We start from the raw sequence: 16734 nt of genomic DNA, 5'->3' as shown, positions 1-16734 counted from the left end.
GGGCGGGAGGCCTTGGTAGGTGCCGACCTTGGTCGGCACAAAGGCATGCAGCATCGCGATCAGATGATTCGTGCCGACCAAGGTCGGCACCCACCAGAAGCGGAGGGTGCTGCCTACGCCACCCGGCCGCGGCGGGCGCGTTCCAGGTGCACCAGCAGCAGCGAGATCGCCGCTGGGGTCATGCCCGGGATGCGCTGCGCCTGGCCGATGGTCTGCGGCCGCACGCGCTCCAGCTTCTGCAGTGCTTCGGCTGACAGCCCACGCACCGTGGCGTAATCGAAGGCTTCGGCAATCGGCGTGGCTTCATGCCGCTGCTGGCGCTCGATCTCCTCGCGCTGGCGGTCCAGGTAGCCGGCGTACTTCACGCCGATCTCCACCTGCTCGGCCACCTTGCCGTCGGCCACGGCCGGGCCCAGCGACGGCACCTGCATCAGCTGCGCGTAGTCCAGCTCCGGGCGCTTGATCAGGTCCAGCACGTTGGTTTCGCGGCTGACCGCCACGCCAAGCGTGTCCTGCACTTCGCGGCCCAGCGCATTGGCCGGGGTCGCCCACAGTGCGCCCAGGCGTGCGCGCTCGGCGGCAACCGCGGCCTGCTTGGTCTCGAACGCGTTCCAGCGGCGGTCGTCGACCAGCCCCATCTCGCGGCCGGCCGGCGTCAGGCGCTGGTCGGCGTTGTCCTCGCGCAGCTGCAGGCGGTACTCGGCGCGGCTGGTGAACATGCGGTACGGCTCGTTGGTGCCGTGGGTGATCAGGTCATCCACCAGCACGCCCAGGTAGGCCTCGTCGCGGCGCGGGCACCAGCCGTCCAGCCCGCGCACCTGGCGTGCGGCGTTGAGGCCGGCCAGCAGGCCCTGCGCGGCCGCTTCTTCATAGCCGGTGGTGCCGTTGATCTGGCCGGCGAAGAACAGCCCGTTCACCAGCTTGGTTTCCAGCGAGGCCTTCAGGCCGCGCGGATCGAAGAAGTCGTACTCGATCGCGTAGCCGGGGCGGGTGATGTGCGCGTTGCTGAAGCCGCGGATGCTGCGCACCATCTCCAGCTGCACGTCGAACGGCAGCGAGGTGGAGATACCGTTGGGGTAGATCTCGACGATGCCCAGGCCTTCGGGTTCGACGAAGATCTGGTGGCTGGCCTTCTCGGCAAAGCGCACCACCTTGTCCTCGATGGAGGGGCAGTAGCGCGGGCCGATGCCCTCGATCTGGCCGCTGTACAGCGGCGAGCGGTGCAGCGCGTCGCGGATGATCTGGTGGGTCTGTTCGGTGGTGTGGGTGATCCAGCAGCTGACCTGCTGCGGATGCTCGTCCACTGAGCCGAGGAAGGACATCACCGGGCGCGGCGTGTCGCCGGGCTGCTCGTCCATCACGCTGTAGTCCAGCGAGCGGCCGTCGATGCGTGGCGGCGTGCCGGTCTTCAGGCGGTCCACCTGGAACGGGCGCTCGCGCAGGCGCGCGGCCAGCGTGGTGGCCGGCGGGTCGCCCATGCGGCCGGCGGCGTACTGGGTCGGGCCGACATGGATCTTGCCGGCCAGGAAGGTGCCGGCGGTCAGCACTACGGCCTCGGCGTCGAAGCGCAGCCCGGTCTGGGTGATGACCCCGCGCACGGCGTCGCCTTCGATGACCAGGTCATCGACGGCGGCCTGGAACACGGTCAGGTTGGCCTGGCCTTCGACGATGGCGCGGATCGCCATGCGGTACAGGTTACGGTCGGCCTGGCAGCGGGTGGCGCGCACGGCCGGGCCCTTGGAGGCGTTGAGCGTGCGCCACTGGATGCCGGCGCGGTCGGCGGCATGCGCCATCGCGCCGCCGAGGGCGTCGATCTCCTTGACCAGGTGGCCCTTGCCGATGCCGCCGATGGCCGGGTTGCAGCTCATCGCTCCCACCGTTTCGATGTTGTGGGTCAGCAGCAGGGTGCGCACGCCGGTACGGGCTGCGGCCAGCGCGGCTTCGGTGCCGGCGTGGCCACCGCCGATGACGATGACGTCGTAACGATGGAAGGACGGGTTCATGGGGGGCTGTTCAGCTGGGGGCGGGCGCGGCCGGGGCGGCGCCGGGGTGGCGATTTTAGCGCCATTCGGGGCCGCGGCGCCGGCGCCGGCCGGCCGGCGTCGAAATCAGCCCTAAAGTTGGCAGGATTTTTGCAGATAACCCAATAGCACCCACCGTGGCTGGCGCCGCAGGCGCCGGTGACCGGAATTGGAACAGGGGCCGGTACAGGCGCACGGTGGGGAAGCAGGGGGCCGGCAGTCGGGGGACTGTCCGGCCCTGTTTTTTTGCGGCTGCCGGGAAAGCTCCATCCACGCATGGCGTGGATCTACGGATGCCTCCCCTCCACAAAACAGACGGCCCCGCATTGCGGGGCCGTCTGCCTTCAGAGGTGCCGACATCCGACAGGGCCGGAACAGGGGGGATCCAGATGTTCCTGTCGGATATCGACGTAGAGCTTTTTGCGGCGGCGCGTGTCGTTTTTGTCACATTGTGACGCGGGCCGTCACTGCCCGCGTAGAGTGCGGCTTGGACCGTGTGAAATGCAAGATGGTTCAGCGCTCAACTGTGCGCTGCGTCGCACGATCCATGTTGCGCCAAGGGGAGCCGTTCATCCTCGGCGCACTTGGCGCCGGGGCTGGCCGGGCCTGCGGCGCGGGCGCCGACGGCTGCACGCTGGACTGCGGCGGGCGACGCATCGAGTCCATGTTCCGCCACGGCGAGCCACCGTTGTACGACGGACGCGACGGCGGCGGCGGGCGGTTCTCGCCACCGTTGCCAGGCGGGCGCGGCGGCGGCCGATGGTTGTGCGGCGGCCGGTAGATCGGGCGTGAGTAGTACGGATTGCCATAGCCGCCGTAATAGCCGCCGTAGCCGCCGTAGTACGGGTAACCATAGTTGTAGGGATAGCCGGCCGGGTAGCGGTACTCCACCGACGGCGCACCGTGGTAGTAGCCGCCGCCGCGGCCACCGCCGACATAGTCGTAGGTGGCGCAGCCGGTCAGGGCCAGCATCAGGCCACCGGCAAGCATCAAGCGCATTTTCATGGTGGGTCCCCCCAGAGGACGGGTGTGCAGTCAGCTTCGTGCGCGGGCATTGAATCGGCCCTTAATTCCGCTGGCCAGGATGAATGGAGGTGAAGGGCTGCATGCTGGCATGACGTGTGCCCCGGTCGCCAGCGAGGGGGCATACGTTAATCTTGCGTCATGAGCGATTCACTGTTGCCCCGCGCCGACGATGTCCTGCTTGCTGCCGCGAGGATCGCCCCGCATGCCAGCGTGACCCCGGTGCTGCGCTCGCACACGCTTGACGCGATGGCCGGCGCACCGCTGGCGTTCAAGGCCGAGCACCTGCAGCGTGGCGGCGCATTCAAGTTCCGCGGCGCCTGCAACGCGGTGTGGTCGCTCGATGCCGATCGCGCCCGTGCCGGCGTGGTCACCCATTCCTCCGGCAATCATGGCGCCGCGCTGGCCCTGGCCGCGCGCACCCGCGGCATTCCCTGCCACGTGGTGGTGCCCGAAGGTGCAGTGGCGGCCAAGCTGGCCAACATCGCCCGGCACGGTGCCACGCTCTGGCGCTGCCCGCCGACCATCGCCGACCGTGAGGCCACCTGCGCCAAGGTGCAGGCCGATACCGGCGCAACCCTGGTCCACCCCTATGCAGATCCGGCAGTGATGGCGGGGCAGGGCACTGCGGCCCTGGAACTGCTGCACAGCGATGGCCCGTTCGATGTGTTGGTGGTACCGGTGGGCGGCGGTGGCCTGGCCAGCGGTACCGCGCTGGCGCTGCAGCATGCCAGCCCGCAGACCCGGCTGGTGCTGGCCGAACCGGCCGGCGCCGATGACACCGCACGCTCGCTGGCCGCAGGCGAGCGCCAGGCGGCTTTCACCCCGGACACGATCTGCGATGGCCTGCGCACCCTGATCGGCGCACCCAACTTCGCGCTGCTGCGCGAGGCGGGTGCGGAAGTGATCGTGGTCGATGACGCGGCCACGCTGGCGGCGATGCGCCTGCTGTGGGACGTGCTCAAGCAGGTGGTCGAGCCTTCCTCGGCGACCGTGCTGGCCGCGGTGCTGGCGCAGCCGCAGCGGTTTGCCGGGCTGCGCGTGGGCCTGGTGTTGTCCGGCGGCAATGTCGACCTGCCAGCGCTGCGCTGGGGGACGCCTTGAGCCGTGACCGGCAGCGGCATCGCACCGGCCTGCTGGGCTGGTTGTGGCGGCTGTTCGTGGTGCTGGTGATCTGGCTGCTCGGTGTCACCGCCTGGATCGTCTGGGTGGGTGAGCGCGACCAGGCGGCCAAGGCCGATGCCATCATCGTGCTCGGTGCAGCGGCCTATGACGCCAAGCCGTCGCCGGTGTTCGAAGAACGCATCCGCCATGGCCTGGATCTCTATGAGGCCCAGTACGCGCCACTGCTGATCTTCACTGGTGGCTATGGCGGCACCGGCGCGCGCTTTTCCGAATCGCAGGTGGCGCGGCGTTATGCGCTCAAGCACGGGGTGCCGGACGACGCGATCCTGATCGAGACCGCCTCGCGCAACACCGTGCAGAACCTGGTCGAAGCCAAGCGGCTGATGGACCAGCGCGACCTGCACCGGGTGATCATCGTCAGTGACCCGCTGCACATGGCGCGCGCGCTGCGCCTGAGCAAGGCGCTGGGTATCGATGCACTGGCCTCGTCCACGCCCAGCACGCGCTTCCGCAGCTTCCATACCAGCTGGCGTTTCCTGGTGCAGGAGATCTATTTCTTCCACCGCGACCTGGTGCGCCCGCCGCTGAGTTCGCCGGCCAATACCTGAGCGGCTGCCTGCTTCTGGTGGGTGCCGACCTTGGTCGGCACACGGCCGGCGGCACCGCGATCTGACGGGTTATGCCAACCAAGGTTGGCACCTACCAAAAAGCAGATTCGCGGTCGCGTGATCAGGTCTGCTTGCGCCGGATTGGAATCGCCGACACCGGTACCGAAGCCACGTCATGCCCGCCTTCGCGGATCGGGGCACCCGGGTCCGGCGCCCAGGCGTGGGCATAGATCACTTCCCAGCTGCTCGGCAGCTTGCCGTCGGCGCGGCGCATGGGCTCGTACGCGGCGGCGGCCGCAGCGAAACGGCCACGCCCGGTCAGCGTGTGGCGACGGTCCGTCCGCGCGTTGGTGGCACCCATCGCGCGCAGTTCGCGCATCAGCGAGGGCAAATCGTCGTAGGTCAGGGTGAACAGGTCGCGGTCCAGCACCGGGTCGCGGAAGCCGGCCATCATCAGCGCATCGCCGAACTGGGCGATCTGCGCGAAGCGGCTGACGTGCGGGCGATCATCGGCGGCGGCAAAGGCTTCGTTGAGTTCGACCAGCGTCTCCGGGCCGAAGGTCGAGCACAGCAGCAGGCCACCGGGCTTGAGCACGCGGCGGAACCCGGCGAACACCGCGGGCAGGTCGTCCACCCACTGCAGGCACAGATTGCTGAAGATCACGTCCACGCTGTTGTCGGCCAGCGGCAGCGCGGCCGCATCGCCGCACAGGCGCTGGAACGGCTTCCACCAGCCGGCCTGGCGCTTGGCCTGGTCCAGCATCGGCAATGCCACGTCCAGCGCGATCACCTGCGCCTTCGGCCAGCGCTTCTTCATCAGTGCACTGGCGTGGCCGGTACCGGCGCCGATGTCCAGCACCACCTCGGGCTTGCGCGCCTCCAGGTAGTCCAGCGACTCGATCAGCCGCGACTGCACCTCGCGCTGCAGGGCGGCGGCGGCGTCGTAGCTGTTGGCAGCGCGGGCGAACGCGCGGCGGACGTGGCGGGCATCGAAGTGGGACGGCATTGCGAAAGTCTCTTAGAACGTACCGGGGTAGGCGCCGCCGTCGATCAGCAGGTTCTGCCCGGTGAGGTAACCGGCCTGTGCGCTGCACAGGAAGGCGCAGGCGGCGCCGAATTCATCCGGCGTGCCGAAGCGGCCGGCGGGAATCTGCTGGCGGCGGCGCTCGGCCACTTCGCCGGCGTCGCCATCCTTGCCCGCACTGTGGGCGAAGTTGGCGCGCAGGCGGTTGGTGTCGAACTGGCCGGGCAGCAGGTTGTTGATGGTGACGTTGTGGGCCACGGTGCGGCGCGACAGGCCGGCGACGAAGCCGGTCAGGCCACTGCGCGCGCCGTTGGACAGCGCCAGGATGTCGATCGGGGCCTTCACCGCCGAGGAGGTGATGTTGACGATGCGGCCGAAGCCGCGATCGATCATCGCGTCCACGGTGGCGCGGATCAGTGCGATCGGCGCCAGCATGTTGGCGTCCAGCGCGGCGATCCAGTCATCGCGCTCGAAGCTGCGGAAATCGCCCGGCGGCGGGCCACCGGCGTTGGTGACCAGGATGTCCACCTGCGGGCACGCGGCCAGTGCCGCAGCGCGACCGGCCTCGGTGGTGACATCGGCGGCGACCGCGCGGACATCCGCAGCGCCGGGCAGGGCACGCAGTTCCTGGGCCGCGTGCTGCAGCGCCGCCTCGCCACGGGCCACGATCACCACGTTGACGCCCTCGCGCACCAGCGCACGCGCGCAGCCCAGGCCCAACCCCTTGCTTGCGCCGCAGACCAGTGCCCAGCGGCCGTTGATACCCAGATCCATGCGTCAGTCCTGCGCGGTTCGGAAGGCGCTCATTGTCCGCCATCGGCCGGTGACAGGCCGGCAACGAAGTGTTGCAGGGCAGCGGCGACCTCATCGGCATGGCCGAGGAACGGCGCATGGCCGCCATGGGCAACGGTCAACGCCTGACTCTGCGGGGCCAGCGCCGCAGCGGCCTGCATCGCGGCCGGCGACACCAGGCGGTCGCGCTGGCCGGCGATCCACAGGCTGGGTTTGCCCAGGGTCGGCAGTGCGCCGCGCAGGTCGGTGTTTTCCAGCAGGCGCAGGCCTTCCAGCAGCGCACGTTCGGTGGGCGCACCGCGCTCGACCAGGCGCTGGCGCAGCGTGCGCAGCTCCTCGCGGGCGTGCGCCGAGCCCATCACGTCCAGTGCCAGGAAGCGTTCCAGGGTGCCGCCGAAGTCGGTGGCCAGCTCACGCCCGAACTGCTCGAACACTGTCGGTTCCACTGCATGCGGCCAATCCTCGCCACGCACGAAACGCGGCGTGGCCGCGATCATCGCCAGCCCGCGCACCTTCGGCAGCGTCGCTGCCGCATGCAGTGCGAACAGCCCGCCCAGCGACCAGCCGCACCACACCGCCGGCGGCGTGGCCGCGGCAATGGCGTTGACCACGAACGGCAGGCGCAGCGGCGTGGTGTCGTCGCGGCTATGGCCGTGGCCGGGCAGATCGACCCGATGCAGGGTGAACCGGTCCGCCAGGCGCTGCACCAGCGGTGCGAACACACCGCCCTGCAGGGTCCAGCCATGGATCAGAACCAGGTCCGGCCCACGGCCGGTCACTTCAATATGCATGGGCAACGACGCGGAACTCAGGCAAAGGCGGGCAGCGGTGGCGGGGCGCTCTCACGTGCGGACAGGGCGACGTGGTCACGCGCGCTGGCGATGGCGTCGACCAGGCCGCGCACCTGGTCCGGCGAGTGCAGCGCGGACAGGGTGACGCGCAGCCGCGCCTTGCCTTCCGGTACCGTCGGCGGTCGGATCGCGCCGACCAGCCAGCCGGCCTGTTCCAGCGCCCGCGACATCGCCACGGCCGAGTGGTCGTCGCCACACAGCAACGGTTGGATCGGGGTCTCCGAGGCCATCAGGTCCAGTCCGTGGCGACGCGCTTCGCTGCGGAACAGCGCGATCAGATCAGCCAGTTTGGAGCGGCGCCAGTGGTCGCGGCGCGCCAGGCGCACCGCTTCCAGTGCCGCCGCCGCCATCGCCGGTGGTACGGCGGTGGTGTAGATATAGGGGCGTGCGGTTTCGGCCAGATGCTCGATCAGGTCGTCGCGGCCCAGCACCAGGGCGCCGGAACCACCCAGCGCCTTGCCCAGCGTGACCAGCTGCAGCGGCACATCATCCACGCCCAGTCCGGCTGCCGCGACCGCGCCACGGCCATCACCGACCACGCCTACGCCGTGCGCGTCATCGACGTAGAACAGCGCCTGCTGCAGTCGTGCCACCAGCGACAGTGCACGCAATGGGGCGATGTCGCCATCCATGCTGAAGACGCCGTCGCTGGCCAGCATCGCCGCGCCATCAGGCGCATGCTTGAGTTGGCGCATCGCGCCCTCCGCATCCAGGTGCGGATAGCGGCGCAGGCGCGCACCGGCCAGACGCGTGGCGTCGAGCAGACTGGCGTGGTTGAGCCTGTCCTGCACGCACACATCGTTCTCTTCGCTCAGCAGCGCCTGCTGCACCGCCAGGTTGGCGGCGAAGCCACTGCCGAACAGCAGTGCACGCGGGTAGCCGAGCCAGTCGGCCACCTCGCGCTCCAGCGCATCGTGCATTGCGTGGTGGCCGCACACCAGGTGCGAGGCACCGGCGCCAGCGCCCTCGCGCGCGGCGGCATCCTGCAGCGCGTTGACCACGCTGAACTGCTGGGCCAGGCCGAGGTAGTCGTTGCTGCAGAAGCCGGTCAGCCACTGGCCGTCCACTTCCAGGCGCACACCATCACGACGGCTGACCGTGCGTCGCGGGCGGCGACGCCCCTGGGCATCGCGCAGGGCGCGCTGGGCATGAAGGCGAGCGGTCAGGTCGGGGCGGGCCATGGCGGCTGAATGCGGCGACGGGGCGGCTAGGGTAGCGCGTTGCCGCGACGCCTGCCTGCATCCCGTCTCAGGCCGCGTGAGCGCAGCCGCAGCCGGCCGCATCGGCGCTGATGTCGGCGTGCACGGTGCCACCGTGGTCGTGGCCCTCGGCATCCACCTGCACCGCCATCGGCTGCAGCCCCAGCCGCGCGAACAGGGCCAGGTCGCGCTCGCTCTCCGGGTTGCCGGTGGTCAGCAGCTTGTCGCCGTAGAAGATCGAATTGGCACCGGCAATGAAGCACAGCGCCTGCAGTTCGTCGCTCATGGCCTCACGCCCGGCCGACAGCCGCACCATCGAGCGCGGCATGGCGATGCGCGCCACGGCGATCATGCGCACGAACTCGAACGGGTCCAGCTCGGCACTGCCGTGCAGCGGTGTACCCGCCACCTGCACCAGCTTGTTGATCGGCACTGAATCGGGATGGGCCGGCAGCGTGGCCAGCGCCAGCAGCAGGCCGACCCGCTGCGCGCGCGTCTCGCCCATGCCGACGATGCCGCCGCAGCAGGTTTTCAGGCCGGCGTCGCGCACATGTTCCAGCGTATCCAGGCGGTCCTGGTACTGGCGCGTTTGGATGATCGAATCGTAGTAGTCCGGCGCGGTGTCGAGGTTGTGGTTGTAGTAGTCCAGGCCGGCATCCTTCAGCGCACGCGCCTGCTCGCCACTGAGCATGCCCAGCGTGGCGCAGGTCTCCAGGCCCAATGCCTTCACCCCGGCGATCATCGCCGCCACCTTCGGGATGTCGCGGTCCTTCGGCGAACGCCATGCGGCGCCCATGCAGAAACGCGACGCACCGGCGGCCTTGGCCTGGCGTGCCTTGGCCAGCACCGCGTCGGTGTCCATCAACTTCTGTGCGTTCACCCCGGTGCTGTAGCGCTGCGCCTGCGGGCAGTACGCGCAGTCCTCCGGGCACCCGCCGGTCTTCACCGACAGCAGCGTGGAAACCTGTACCTGCGATGGGTCGAAATGGTCGCGGTGGACCGCTGCGGCGCGGAACAGCAGCTCAGGGAACGGCAGATCGAACAGCGCCTGCAGTTCGTCGTGTTGCCAGTCGTGGCGGATGGCAGCAGCCATGGCGGGACCTTGGGTACGAATGGAGCGAGGGCGGCAGTGTGGGTGGGCGCACCGGGACTGTCAACCGAAATGTATTCAATATAGTTTACAGTGGCCGGTACGCGCAGCTGGGACACGCGTTGAAACTGATCCGGAAGGAGGCGGTGCGCGCTGCGCCGGCGATACACTCAGGCGTGCACATTCAATCGGGCCGCGTTGCAATGGACTCTCTCGACAGCTGGTTGCCGATCACCCGCGAAGAGCTGGAAGCTCTGATCGCGCGGCAATTGCAGGACTGCTCACCGGGGCACCGAGCCATCTTCGAAACGCTGCGTGTGCCATTGCGTGCAATGCCACTGCACAGGCTGGGCACCATCGAGTCGGTGTGGGTGGTCGCACAACTGCCTGGCGGGTTGCTGTACTACGAGGATGTCGAGGAGGGGTTCGAGGTGGGTGCGCCCGGCGAGGACGGGGTACTGCCGGACCGGGGCTGTTCCCAGCTGGCGCTGACCCACGTTCTCCATCGTCTGGCGATCTGAACATCGGCGTTGCAGATCGTTGCATCTATCCGGGTTTCGGGTGCGTTTCCCCGCAGTACCAGTGCATTTCACCGCATCCTGCAAGGCCATCAGCCACAGTAGCCGCTGTCCGCCAGCGTTCGCAGCGTCCAGACTGCCCTGCATGATTGATCTTTACCGCCTTCGCGGCCGTATCACTGCGCTGGTCCTGAGCGAGGCCTGGCGCCGCCGCGCCGCGCTGTGGGGCGGTGCCGTGGCCGTAGCACTGGTGGCGATCCTGTTCGCCAAGGCCAGCGACGCCGCCTTCCACCTGTTCCAGCGCATCACCTCGCACTCGCCGTGGTGGGCCCTGCTGCTCACGCCGGGCATCTTCGCGTTGCTGGCCTGGCTGACCAGTGGTGTGCTGAAGCCCACGCGCGGCAGCGGCATTCCGCAGGTCATTGCTGCCCTGGACAAGCCGGACGCGTCGTTCCGGGAGGCCAACCTTTCGCCCGCCGTTTCGGCTGGAAAGCTGCTGCTGACATCGCTGTCGCTGCTGGGTGGCGCGTCAGTGGGGCGCGAAGGCCCCACCGTGCATGTGGGCGCCAGCCTGATGTACCTGTTCGGCCGATGGTTCGGCTTCAAGGACCCACGCGAGCTCTCGCACTTCCTGCTGGCCGGTGGTGCTGCCGGCATCGCGGCGGCGTTCAACACGCCGCTGGCCGGTATCGTTTTCGCCATCGAGGAGCTCAGCGGCCGTTTCGAGCATCGGTTCTCCGGCACGCTGCTGACCGCCGTGATTGTCGGCGGCGTGGTGTCGCTGGGCCTGCTGGGCAACTACACCTACTTCGGCCATGTAAGTGCGCGGTTGCCGCTGGGCCAGGGCTGGCTGGCGATCCTGCTGTGTGGCGTGGTGGCCGGGTTGCTGGGCGGAGTGTTCGCGCGTGCTGTGCTGGCCAGTGCGGCGGGGCGTCCACGTTGGCTGGGCCAGCTGCGGCAACGGCATCCGGTGCTGCTGGCCGCCGGATGCGGCCTGGTGGTGGTGCTGCTGGCGCTGGTGTTCGGTGAAGGTGCGTTCGGTACCGGTTATGAGCAGGCGCGCAGCCTGGTGCAGGGCCAGGCGCTGGTGGGCCACGAATTCGGGCTGATGAAGCTGCTGGCCAATCTGGCGTCCTATGTGGCGGGCATCCCCGGTGGCCTGTTCTCGCCGGCGCTGGCGGTCGGTGCCGGGCTGGGCCACAACCTGGCGGTACTGATGCCGGGCGTGGACCCGCGTGCGTTCGTGCTGCTGGGCATGTGCGCCTACCTGACCGGCGTGACCCAGGCACCGCTGACCTCGGCGGTGATCTCGCTGGAGCTGACCGACAGCGGCGATCTGCTGCTGCCGATCCTGGCCACGGTGTTGATCGCGCGTGGCGTGTCCGGGTTGGTGTGCCGGGTGCCGATCTATCGCGGGCTGGCGGAGTTGTTGATGGTGCCGAAGACGGTTGGAGATGTGGCTGTCGAGGCGCCCGCTGTGCGATCCTCCCACTCGCGTGAAAATGGAGATGAGTAGGAGCAATGCAGCCAGGAGTCGCAATGTTCCTCCCGCAGGAGGTGTTGGCGCCGTTACGGTGCTACTTCGTCACCGATGATGGTTCGCTCCCGGAAGTGGAGCTCACGTGCTGTGAAGCCGCCGGGACGGCTGATGCGTTCGCCTATCTGTTTGCCTGCGGTGCCCGCGTCGCGGCTTCTGGAAGCGTGCAGCTCTGGCTCGGTGCGGAAGATCGTGGTCAGCCGTTCATGGGGCCGGGCGACGCGCGGCGTGTTCTCCAGGACGAAGTAGAGCCTTTCCATATCAGTCTTGCAGACATCGCCTGCGACGGCGTTCTTCTGCCAGAACTGGGTGTGCTCGTCATGCGCCATGGGTTGACGCTTGACTACCGCATGGGACCGTCGTGGGGCGAGCGGGAGGTACAAGCCTTCCTGCTTCTTCTGCACCAGTTGCAGCAGCGGGGTGCTGTGATGACCGTTCCCTGGTGGGGTGAAGAAGGCCAGCACAGGTTCGAGACCGCGTTGGCAGCCATTGAGATGTGTTGAGCGGGTTCGCCACAAGGCAGGCACGCAACTGATAGACGATATTCATTGCTTCGATCAACGCGATCAATCTTCCTTTCATCTTCACTCCTGCAGTGAAGATGATTCCCCGTTGCACCGTCTACCCGATGCCAGGTGCGCCGCTGAAGATGCACCCACGCCGGGGCTGCACCCGGACCTGCATCGAGAGCAACCATGATCAACTGCAGTATCCGCCGCCTGGCGGCTGCCGTGCTGGCCCTGGCCAGTTCCCCCGCGCTGGCGCTGGCAGGAACGCCTGTGCTGCCCAGCGATCGTAGCATCGGCATCATCGAGCCGGTGGCGCGTTTCGAGGGCGCCATGCCCACCAGCGTGGCGGTGTCCGAGACCGGGAGGATCTTTGTCAACTTCCCGCGCTGGGGCGATGAGGTGCCTTACAGCGTGGCCGAATGGCGCGACGGCCGCGCCGTGCCCTATCCGGATGCGCGCATCAACCGCAAGGACGGTCCCGATCCGGCGGCCCACTTCATCAGCGTGCAGAGTGTGGTGGCCGATGGCCAGGGTCGGTTGTGGGTGCTGGACACCGCCGCGCCCGGGTTCTCTGCACCTCAGGCCGGCGGCGCCAAGCTGGTGGCGATCGATCTGGCCACCAATACCGTGGCCAGAACGCTGGTGTTCCCGGCCAACGTCATCGACGCGCGCACCTACGTCAACGATGTGCGCTTCGATTTCCGTGTCGGTCGCGAGGGCGTGGCCTACGTGACCGACTCGTCGCTGAGCGGCATCGGCGGCATCATCGTGATCGACCTCGCTACCGGCGCCGCGTCCAAGCGCCTGATCGGCCATGTGTCCACATCGGCCGATCAGGCATTCGTACCGATCGTGGAAGGACAGCAGATGCGGCTGCGCAACGCGGATGGTTCCACGCAGCCGTTCACCGTGGCTGCCGATGGCATTGCGTTGTCGCCGGATGGCGCGACGCTGTTCTATACCCCGTTGTCCAGTCGCCATCTGTACAGCGTGCCCACCGCCTTGCTGCGCGACCCCAAGGTAAGTGAGGCGGCGCTGGCTGCGGCCGTGGTCGACCTCGGCGACAAGGGCGCGTCCGATGGTATGGAGATGGACGCCAACGGCCGGCTGTATGCGAGCGACTACGAGCACAACGCCATCCATGCCCGCGATGCGCAGGGGCGCTGGACGACTGTGGTGCACGACCCGCGCATCCTGTGGCCGGATACCTTGTCGATGGGGCCCGATGGCTATCTGTACTTCACCGCCAACCAGCTGCATCGGCAAGCCGGATTCAATGGCGGCGCGGATCGGCGGCAGACGCCGTACATGGTGTATCGCACTCGGGTGGATGCGAAGCCTGCGCCAACGCGGTGAAGTGATCGGGGCAGAATGTGGACGATGAAAATGCCTACGGGTCGTTGAGGGCGCCCCCGATGGCAACGCGCTGACGGCGGCGACATGCTGAAGTGCATGTCTGCCTTCTTCAACCCAGTCCGCCACGTGCAGGCTGCACTTCGTGTGCTGCTACCGCTCCGCTGCCTGGTCTGCGGTGACCCGGGCCACGATGGGCTGGACCTCTGCGCTGCATGCCTGGCCGAACTTCCGTGGTCCGGCCGCGCCTGCCTGCGCTGCGCATTGCCGCTGCCCGACAACGCGTTGATCGTCTGCGGAACCTGCCGCGAGGAGGTACCGCCACAGGCCGCCACGCATGCCAGCCTGCTGTACCTGCCGCCTGTGGATCAGCTGCTGGTGCGCTACAAATTTCATCAGGATCTCGCAGCCGGACGCCTGCTCGCGCAACTGATGCAGCGCGCGCCGCCGCCCTGGTGGTGTCCGCCACTGGTGCCGGTTCCGTTGCACAATCGCCGGTTGCGCCAGCGCGGCTACAACCAGGCGGGCGAGCTATGCCGGTTGCTGCCGATGCCGGTCTGGCAAGGGCTGTACCGGCGCCGCCACACCGCACCGCAGTCCGAACGCACGGCCGAACAACGCAGGGAAAATCTGTTCGATGCGTTTGCTATCCGTGGTCCGGTGCCCACGCGGCTGACCGTGGTCGATGACGTGATGACCACCGGCAGCACGGTGATGGAGGTCGCCGAGACGCTGCGCCTGGTCGGCGCTGCGGAGGTGCGCGTGTGGGTATGCGCGCGGGTGCCGTGATCGCTCCCTTCATCGACAGGGGCTAGGATGCGTCAGGTTCCGGATCGAAGGAGTGGCCATGAATTCCCCCTTGTCTCCCTTGTTGTCGGCGGTCGGCCGTAGCTGGTGGATCCTGCTGTTGTATGGGCTGGTCGCGCTGGGCTTCGGCATTGTCGCCATCGGCTGGCCGCTGTCGGCGGCGATGGCACTGGCGTGGACGCTGGGTGTAGTCGCCATCGTTGAGGGCGTCATCAGTCTATTCGCACTGATCAGCGGCGGCAGTGGCGCTTCCCGTGGCTGGCTGGCGCTGTATGCCATCGCTTCGCTGGGTTTCGGCATCCTGGCGGTGATCAATCCGCTGGCCACCGCCAGCGTGCTGGTGCTGTTCCTGGCGGCGTGGCTGCTGGTGGCCGGCATCTATCGCATCGTGTTCGCGATCCGCGTGCGCAAGCAGATTCAGGGCGAGTGGCTGCTGATTCTTAGTGGCGTGCTGGCAGTGGTGCTGGGCCTGCTGTTTGCGGCCAACCCCTATGCGGGCGTGGCGGTGACCACGCTGTGGATCGGCATCGGCAGCCTGCTGTATGGGCTGCTGCAGGTGCTGGTGGCGTTCAAGCTGCGGAAGCTGAAGTGAGGGCTCTGCTTGCGCTGGTGTTGGGGGCGGCGACGGCCCTGGCAGGCTGCATGCCCAGCGCGATGCCCGCCATGCGGGTGGGAGCGGACCGCCCGCCACTGCCCGGCGTGGATGTGCGCCTGAGCGCGGTCGATGCGGCCGGCAAGGGCGTGCCGGTACAGTGGCAGGACGAGAAGCTGACGCTGCGCGAGCCTCCACTTGCCAGCAGTGCGGACATCGCTGACGTGCGCGCCGTGCAGGATGAGTACGGCCAGACGGCGCTGCAGATCCGCTATCGGCCCGAGGCGCACCAGCGCATCCACGATGGCACAGCGGCGATGGTCGGCCAGCGCATGGCGATCAGCGTGGATGGCCGGGTGCTGATGGTGGCGACGGTGCAGGGACCGTTTGCTGAATCGATGAACCTGAGTGGGTTGACCGGTAGTGATGCCGAGGCACTGGAGAAACACATCACCGGGTCTGTGCCGGTGAAGCCGTAGCAGCGGGTAGGTGCGTGCATGCGCCGTGCGCGTGGGACAGCGTGCTGCCTTGGGGAAGGGCCGCCATTGATACAACCCTCAACCAGTGATGGGCTCAGCGCTTTGGCGGCGGCGCCTGGTCTGCAGCCCAGATCCAGAAGGTGTCACCCCAGTCGCTGTTGATGGCGGGGAACACATCGCCTTGCTTGAAGAAGCGCCGACCACCTTGCGCGGGCGTGTACCACCAGCCGGCCACAGGCACCCGCTTGCCGGCGGCGACTCGGTCCGGTCGGAGATCCGGCTGATCGGTGCCGGTGTAGCTGCCGTCGATTTCCTCGAATTCATCGGCAATGGGTTCGACAAAATACCAGTCGCAATCCTTCAGATCGAAGGCCGAACCGGCGATCACTGACGGAGCCACCTTCACCAGATCGGCCTGAATGTCTGACCATCCATAGGGATCCAGATGCCGGTTTGCATCGAGGAAGCGATACAGGCCTTCTGCATCGCCCCACAGTCGCTCTCGACCGAACTGCCGCAGTACGGCTCGTCCAACATCATTGGGGGCCATGGCTGGGCAAAGGTGTCCGTACCCACCAGTCCATGCAAACTGAAGTGAAGCTATGGGGTCATCTTTGGCAACGTAGATACCAGTGCGCGGAGGAACCTGATTGGTTCGCACGACAAAATCTGTGCGGACACGGAATTTTGGGATTCGATGTGAGTCGATCACGCCCTTGTTCCAGAGCAGCCAGAATGAGAAGTCATTCTTGACGGGGGGGCGTGCGACTATGCCGGAGAGCTCCCGTGCATATCTGAAGACGCTTTCGGTGGTGTCACGGAACAGCTTTTCCTGCTCCGGCGTCGCCCAGGTCATCTGGTAGGCGTACTCCTCCAGCATGCGAGCACATTGGTGTTCACCTGCTCCTCGATACCGCTCGATTGAGCGCAGTGCTATGTCTTCAACCACACATTCCCGGAACTCCATCAGTGCAGGATAGGCATACGTCGAAAAATGCGATGCCGTATCTTGTGATTCCCAACCCGCCAAGGCTCTGCCAGCTGTATCCAGATGCGAGCGCTCATCAAGTATCTGGTCGGTCATGGCTAGCAGGCTGTCGATCTGCGGCAACAATCCCTTCAGATAATCCATCGAGGTGAAATGATGGATGAGGGCGGCTTGGCGCTTGTGCCAGGGCGTCAATTCCATGGGGCGGGCATGCTTCT

The 16734-nt window shown here is 67.5% G+C and carries 17 protein-coding genes; 9 read left to right on the top strand and 8 right to left on the bottom strand.

Going from position 1 to position 16734, the window contains the following annotated elements:
* Positions 1-113 precede the first annotated feature (113 nt).
* Positions 114-2003, bottom strand: coding sequence for a tRNA uridine-5-carboxymethylaminomethyl(34) synthesis enzyme MnmG (gene mnmG / locus K5L94_RS20955; RefSeq protein ID WP_053451085.1), 1890 nt, complete (start codon positions 2001-2003; stop codon positions 114-116).
* A 531-nt stretch (positions 2004-2534) separates the two neighbouring features.
* Positions 2535-3026: a hypothetical protein gene (locus tag K5L94_RS20950; protein WP_053451084.1), complete on the bottom strand. Its 492-nt coding sequence runs from the start codon at positions 3024-3026 to the stop codon at positions 2535-2537.
* A 159-nt stretch (positions 3027-3185) separates the two neighbouring features.
* Here K5L94_RS20950 and K5L94_RS20945 point away from each other — a divergent pair, with 159 nt between their 5' ends.
* Positions 3186-4148 carry a pyridoxal-phosphate dependent enzyme gene (locus tag K5L94_RS20945; RefSeq protein WP_271262136.1) on the top strand — a complete coding sequence of 321 codons (963 nt, stop codon included), beginning with the start codon at positions 3186-3188 and terminating at the stop codon, positions 4146-4148.
* Positions 4145-4777: a YdcF family protein gene (locus K5L94_RS20940; RefSeq protein WP_271262137.1), complete on the top strand. Its 633-nt coding sequence runs from the start codon at positions 4145-4147 to the stop codon at positions 4775-4777. The genes K5L94_RS20945 and K5L94_RS20940 overlap by 4 nt, the downstream gene beginning before the upstream one ends.
* Positions 4778-4898: 121 nt before the next feature.
* Here K5L94_RS20940 and bioC read toward each other — a convergent pair whose 3' ends face one another.
* The 5 genes from bioC to bioB form a co-directional block, all read right to left on the bottom strand.
* Positions 4899-5783 carry a malonyl-ACP O-methyltransferase BioC gene (gene bioC / locus K5L94_RS20935; protein WP_053451082.1) on the bottom strand — a complete coding sequence of 295 codons (885 nt, stop codon included), beginning with the start codon at positions 5781-5783 and terminating at the stop codon, positions 4899-4901.
* Positions 5784-5795: 12 nt separating this feature from the next.
* A complete protein-coding gene (locus K5L94_RS20930) occupies positions 5796-6575 on the bottom strand; it encodes an SDR family oxidoreductase (RefSeq protein WP_274511301.1) in 780 nt (259 codons plus the stop codon).
* Between the two features lie 29 nt (positions 6576-6604).
* Positions 6605-7384 carry a pimeloyl-ACP methyl ester esterase BioH gene (gene bioH, locus K5L94_RS20925; protein WP_274511300.1) on the bottom strand — a complete coding sequence of 260 codons (780 nt, stop codon included), beginning with the start codon at positions 7382-7384 and terminating at the stop codon, positions 6605-6607.
* A 17-nt stretch (positions 7385-7401) separates the two neighbouring features.
* Positions 7402-8625, bottom strand: a complete 1224-nt coding sequence (bioF, locus tag K5L94_RS20920; RefSeq protein WP_274511299.1) for an 8-amino-7-oxononanoate synthase — start codon at positions 8623-8625, stop codon at positions 7402-7404.
* A gap of 67 nt (positions 8626-8692) precedes the next feature.
* Positions 8693-9736 (bottom strand): biotin synthase BioB, encoded by a 1044-nt coding sequence (gene bioB, locus K5L94_RS20915; RefSeq protein ID WP_274511298.1) that lies wholly within the window; start codon positions 9734-9736, stop codon positions 8693-8695.
* Positions 9737-9855: 119 nt separating this feature from the next.
* Between bioB and K5L94_RS20910 the strand changes: the two genes are divergently transcribed.
* The 7 genes from K5L94_RS20910 (at position 9856) to K5L94_RS20880 (ending at position 15528) form a co-directional block, all read left to right on the top strand.
* Positions 9856-10254 carry a hypothetical protein gene (locus K5L94_RS20910; RefSeq protein ID WP_258011049.1) on the top strand — a complete coding sequence of 133 codons (399 nt, stop codon included), beginning with the start codon at positions 9856-9858 and terminating at the stop codon, positions 10252-10254.
* Positions 10255-10396: 142 nt separating this feature from the next.
* Positions 10397-11767: a chloride channel protein gene (locus tag K5L94_RS20905; RefSeq protein WP_053511793.1), complete on the top strand. Its 1371-nt coding sequence runs from the start codon at positions 10397-10399 to the stop codon at positions 11765-11767.
* A 23-nt stretch (positions 11768-11790) separates the two neighbouring features.
* On the top strand, positions 11791-12291 hold the full coding sequence (locus tag K5L94_RS20900) for a hypothetical protein (protein WP_053451075.1): 501 nt from the start codon (positions 11791-11793) through the stop codon (positions 12289-12291).
* A 192-nt stretch (positions 12292-12483) separates the two neighbouring features.
* Positions 12484-13653 (top strand): L-dopachrome tautomerase-related protein, encoded by a 1170-nt coding sequence (locus K5L94_RS20895; RefSeq protein ID WP_053451074.1) that lies wholly within the window; start codon positions 12484-12486, stop codon positions 13651-13653.
* A gap of 96 nt (positions 13654-13749) precedes the next feature.
* On the top strand, positions 13750-14439 hold the full coding sequence (locus K5L94_RS20890; RefSeq protein WP_053451396.1) for a ComF family protein: 690 nt from the start codon (positions 13750-13752) through the stop codon (positions 14437-14439).
* A gap of 58 nt (positions 14440-14497) precedes the next feature.
* The gene (locus K5L94_RS20885; protein WP_053451073.1) at positions 14498-15049 is read left to right on the top strand and encodes an HdeD family acid-resistance protein; all 552 of its coding nucleotides are present in this window, start codon (positions 14498-14500) and stop codon (positions 15047-15049) included.
* A 50-nt stretch (positions 15050-15099) separates the two neighbouring features.
* On the top strand, positions 15100-15528 hold the full coding sequence (locus tag K5L94_RS20880) for a SecDF P1 head subdomain-containing protein (RefSeq protein ID WP_053451072.1): 429 nt from the start codon (positions 15100-15102) through the stop codon (positions 15526-15528).
* A gap of 94 nt (positions 15529-15622) precedes the next feature.
* Here K5L94_RS20880 and K5L94_RS20875 read toward each other — a convergent pair whose 3' ends face one another.
* Entirely contained in the window at positions 15623-16717 is a 1095-nt protein-coding gene (locus K5L94_RS20875; RefSeq protein WP_053451071.1) for a hypothetical protein, read from the bottom strand.
* Positions 16718-16734 lie beyond the last annotated feature (17 nt).

The organism is Stenotrophomonas forensis (assembly GCF_028752115.1).
Classification (GTDB): Bacteria; Pseudomonadota; Gammaproteobacteria; order Xanthomonadales; family Xanthomonadaceae; genus Stenotrophomonas; species Stenotrophomonas forensis.
The sequence above is the reverse complement of the archived record's forward strand: the minus strand, read 5'-3'. Positions and strand labels throughout refer to the sequence as shown.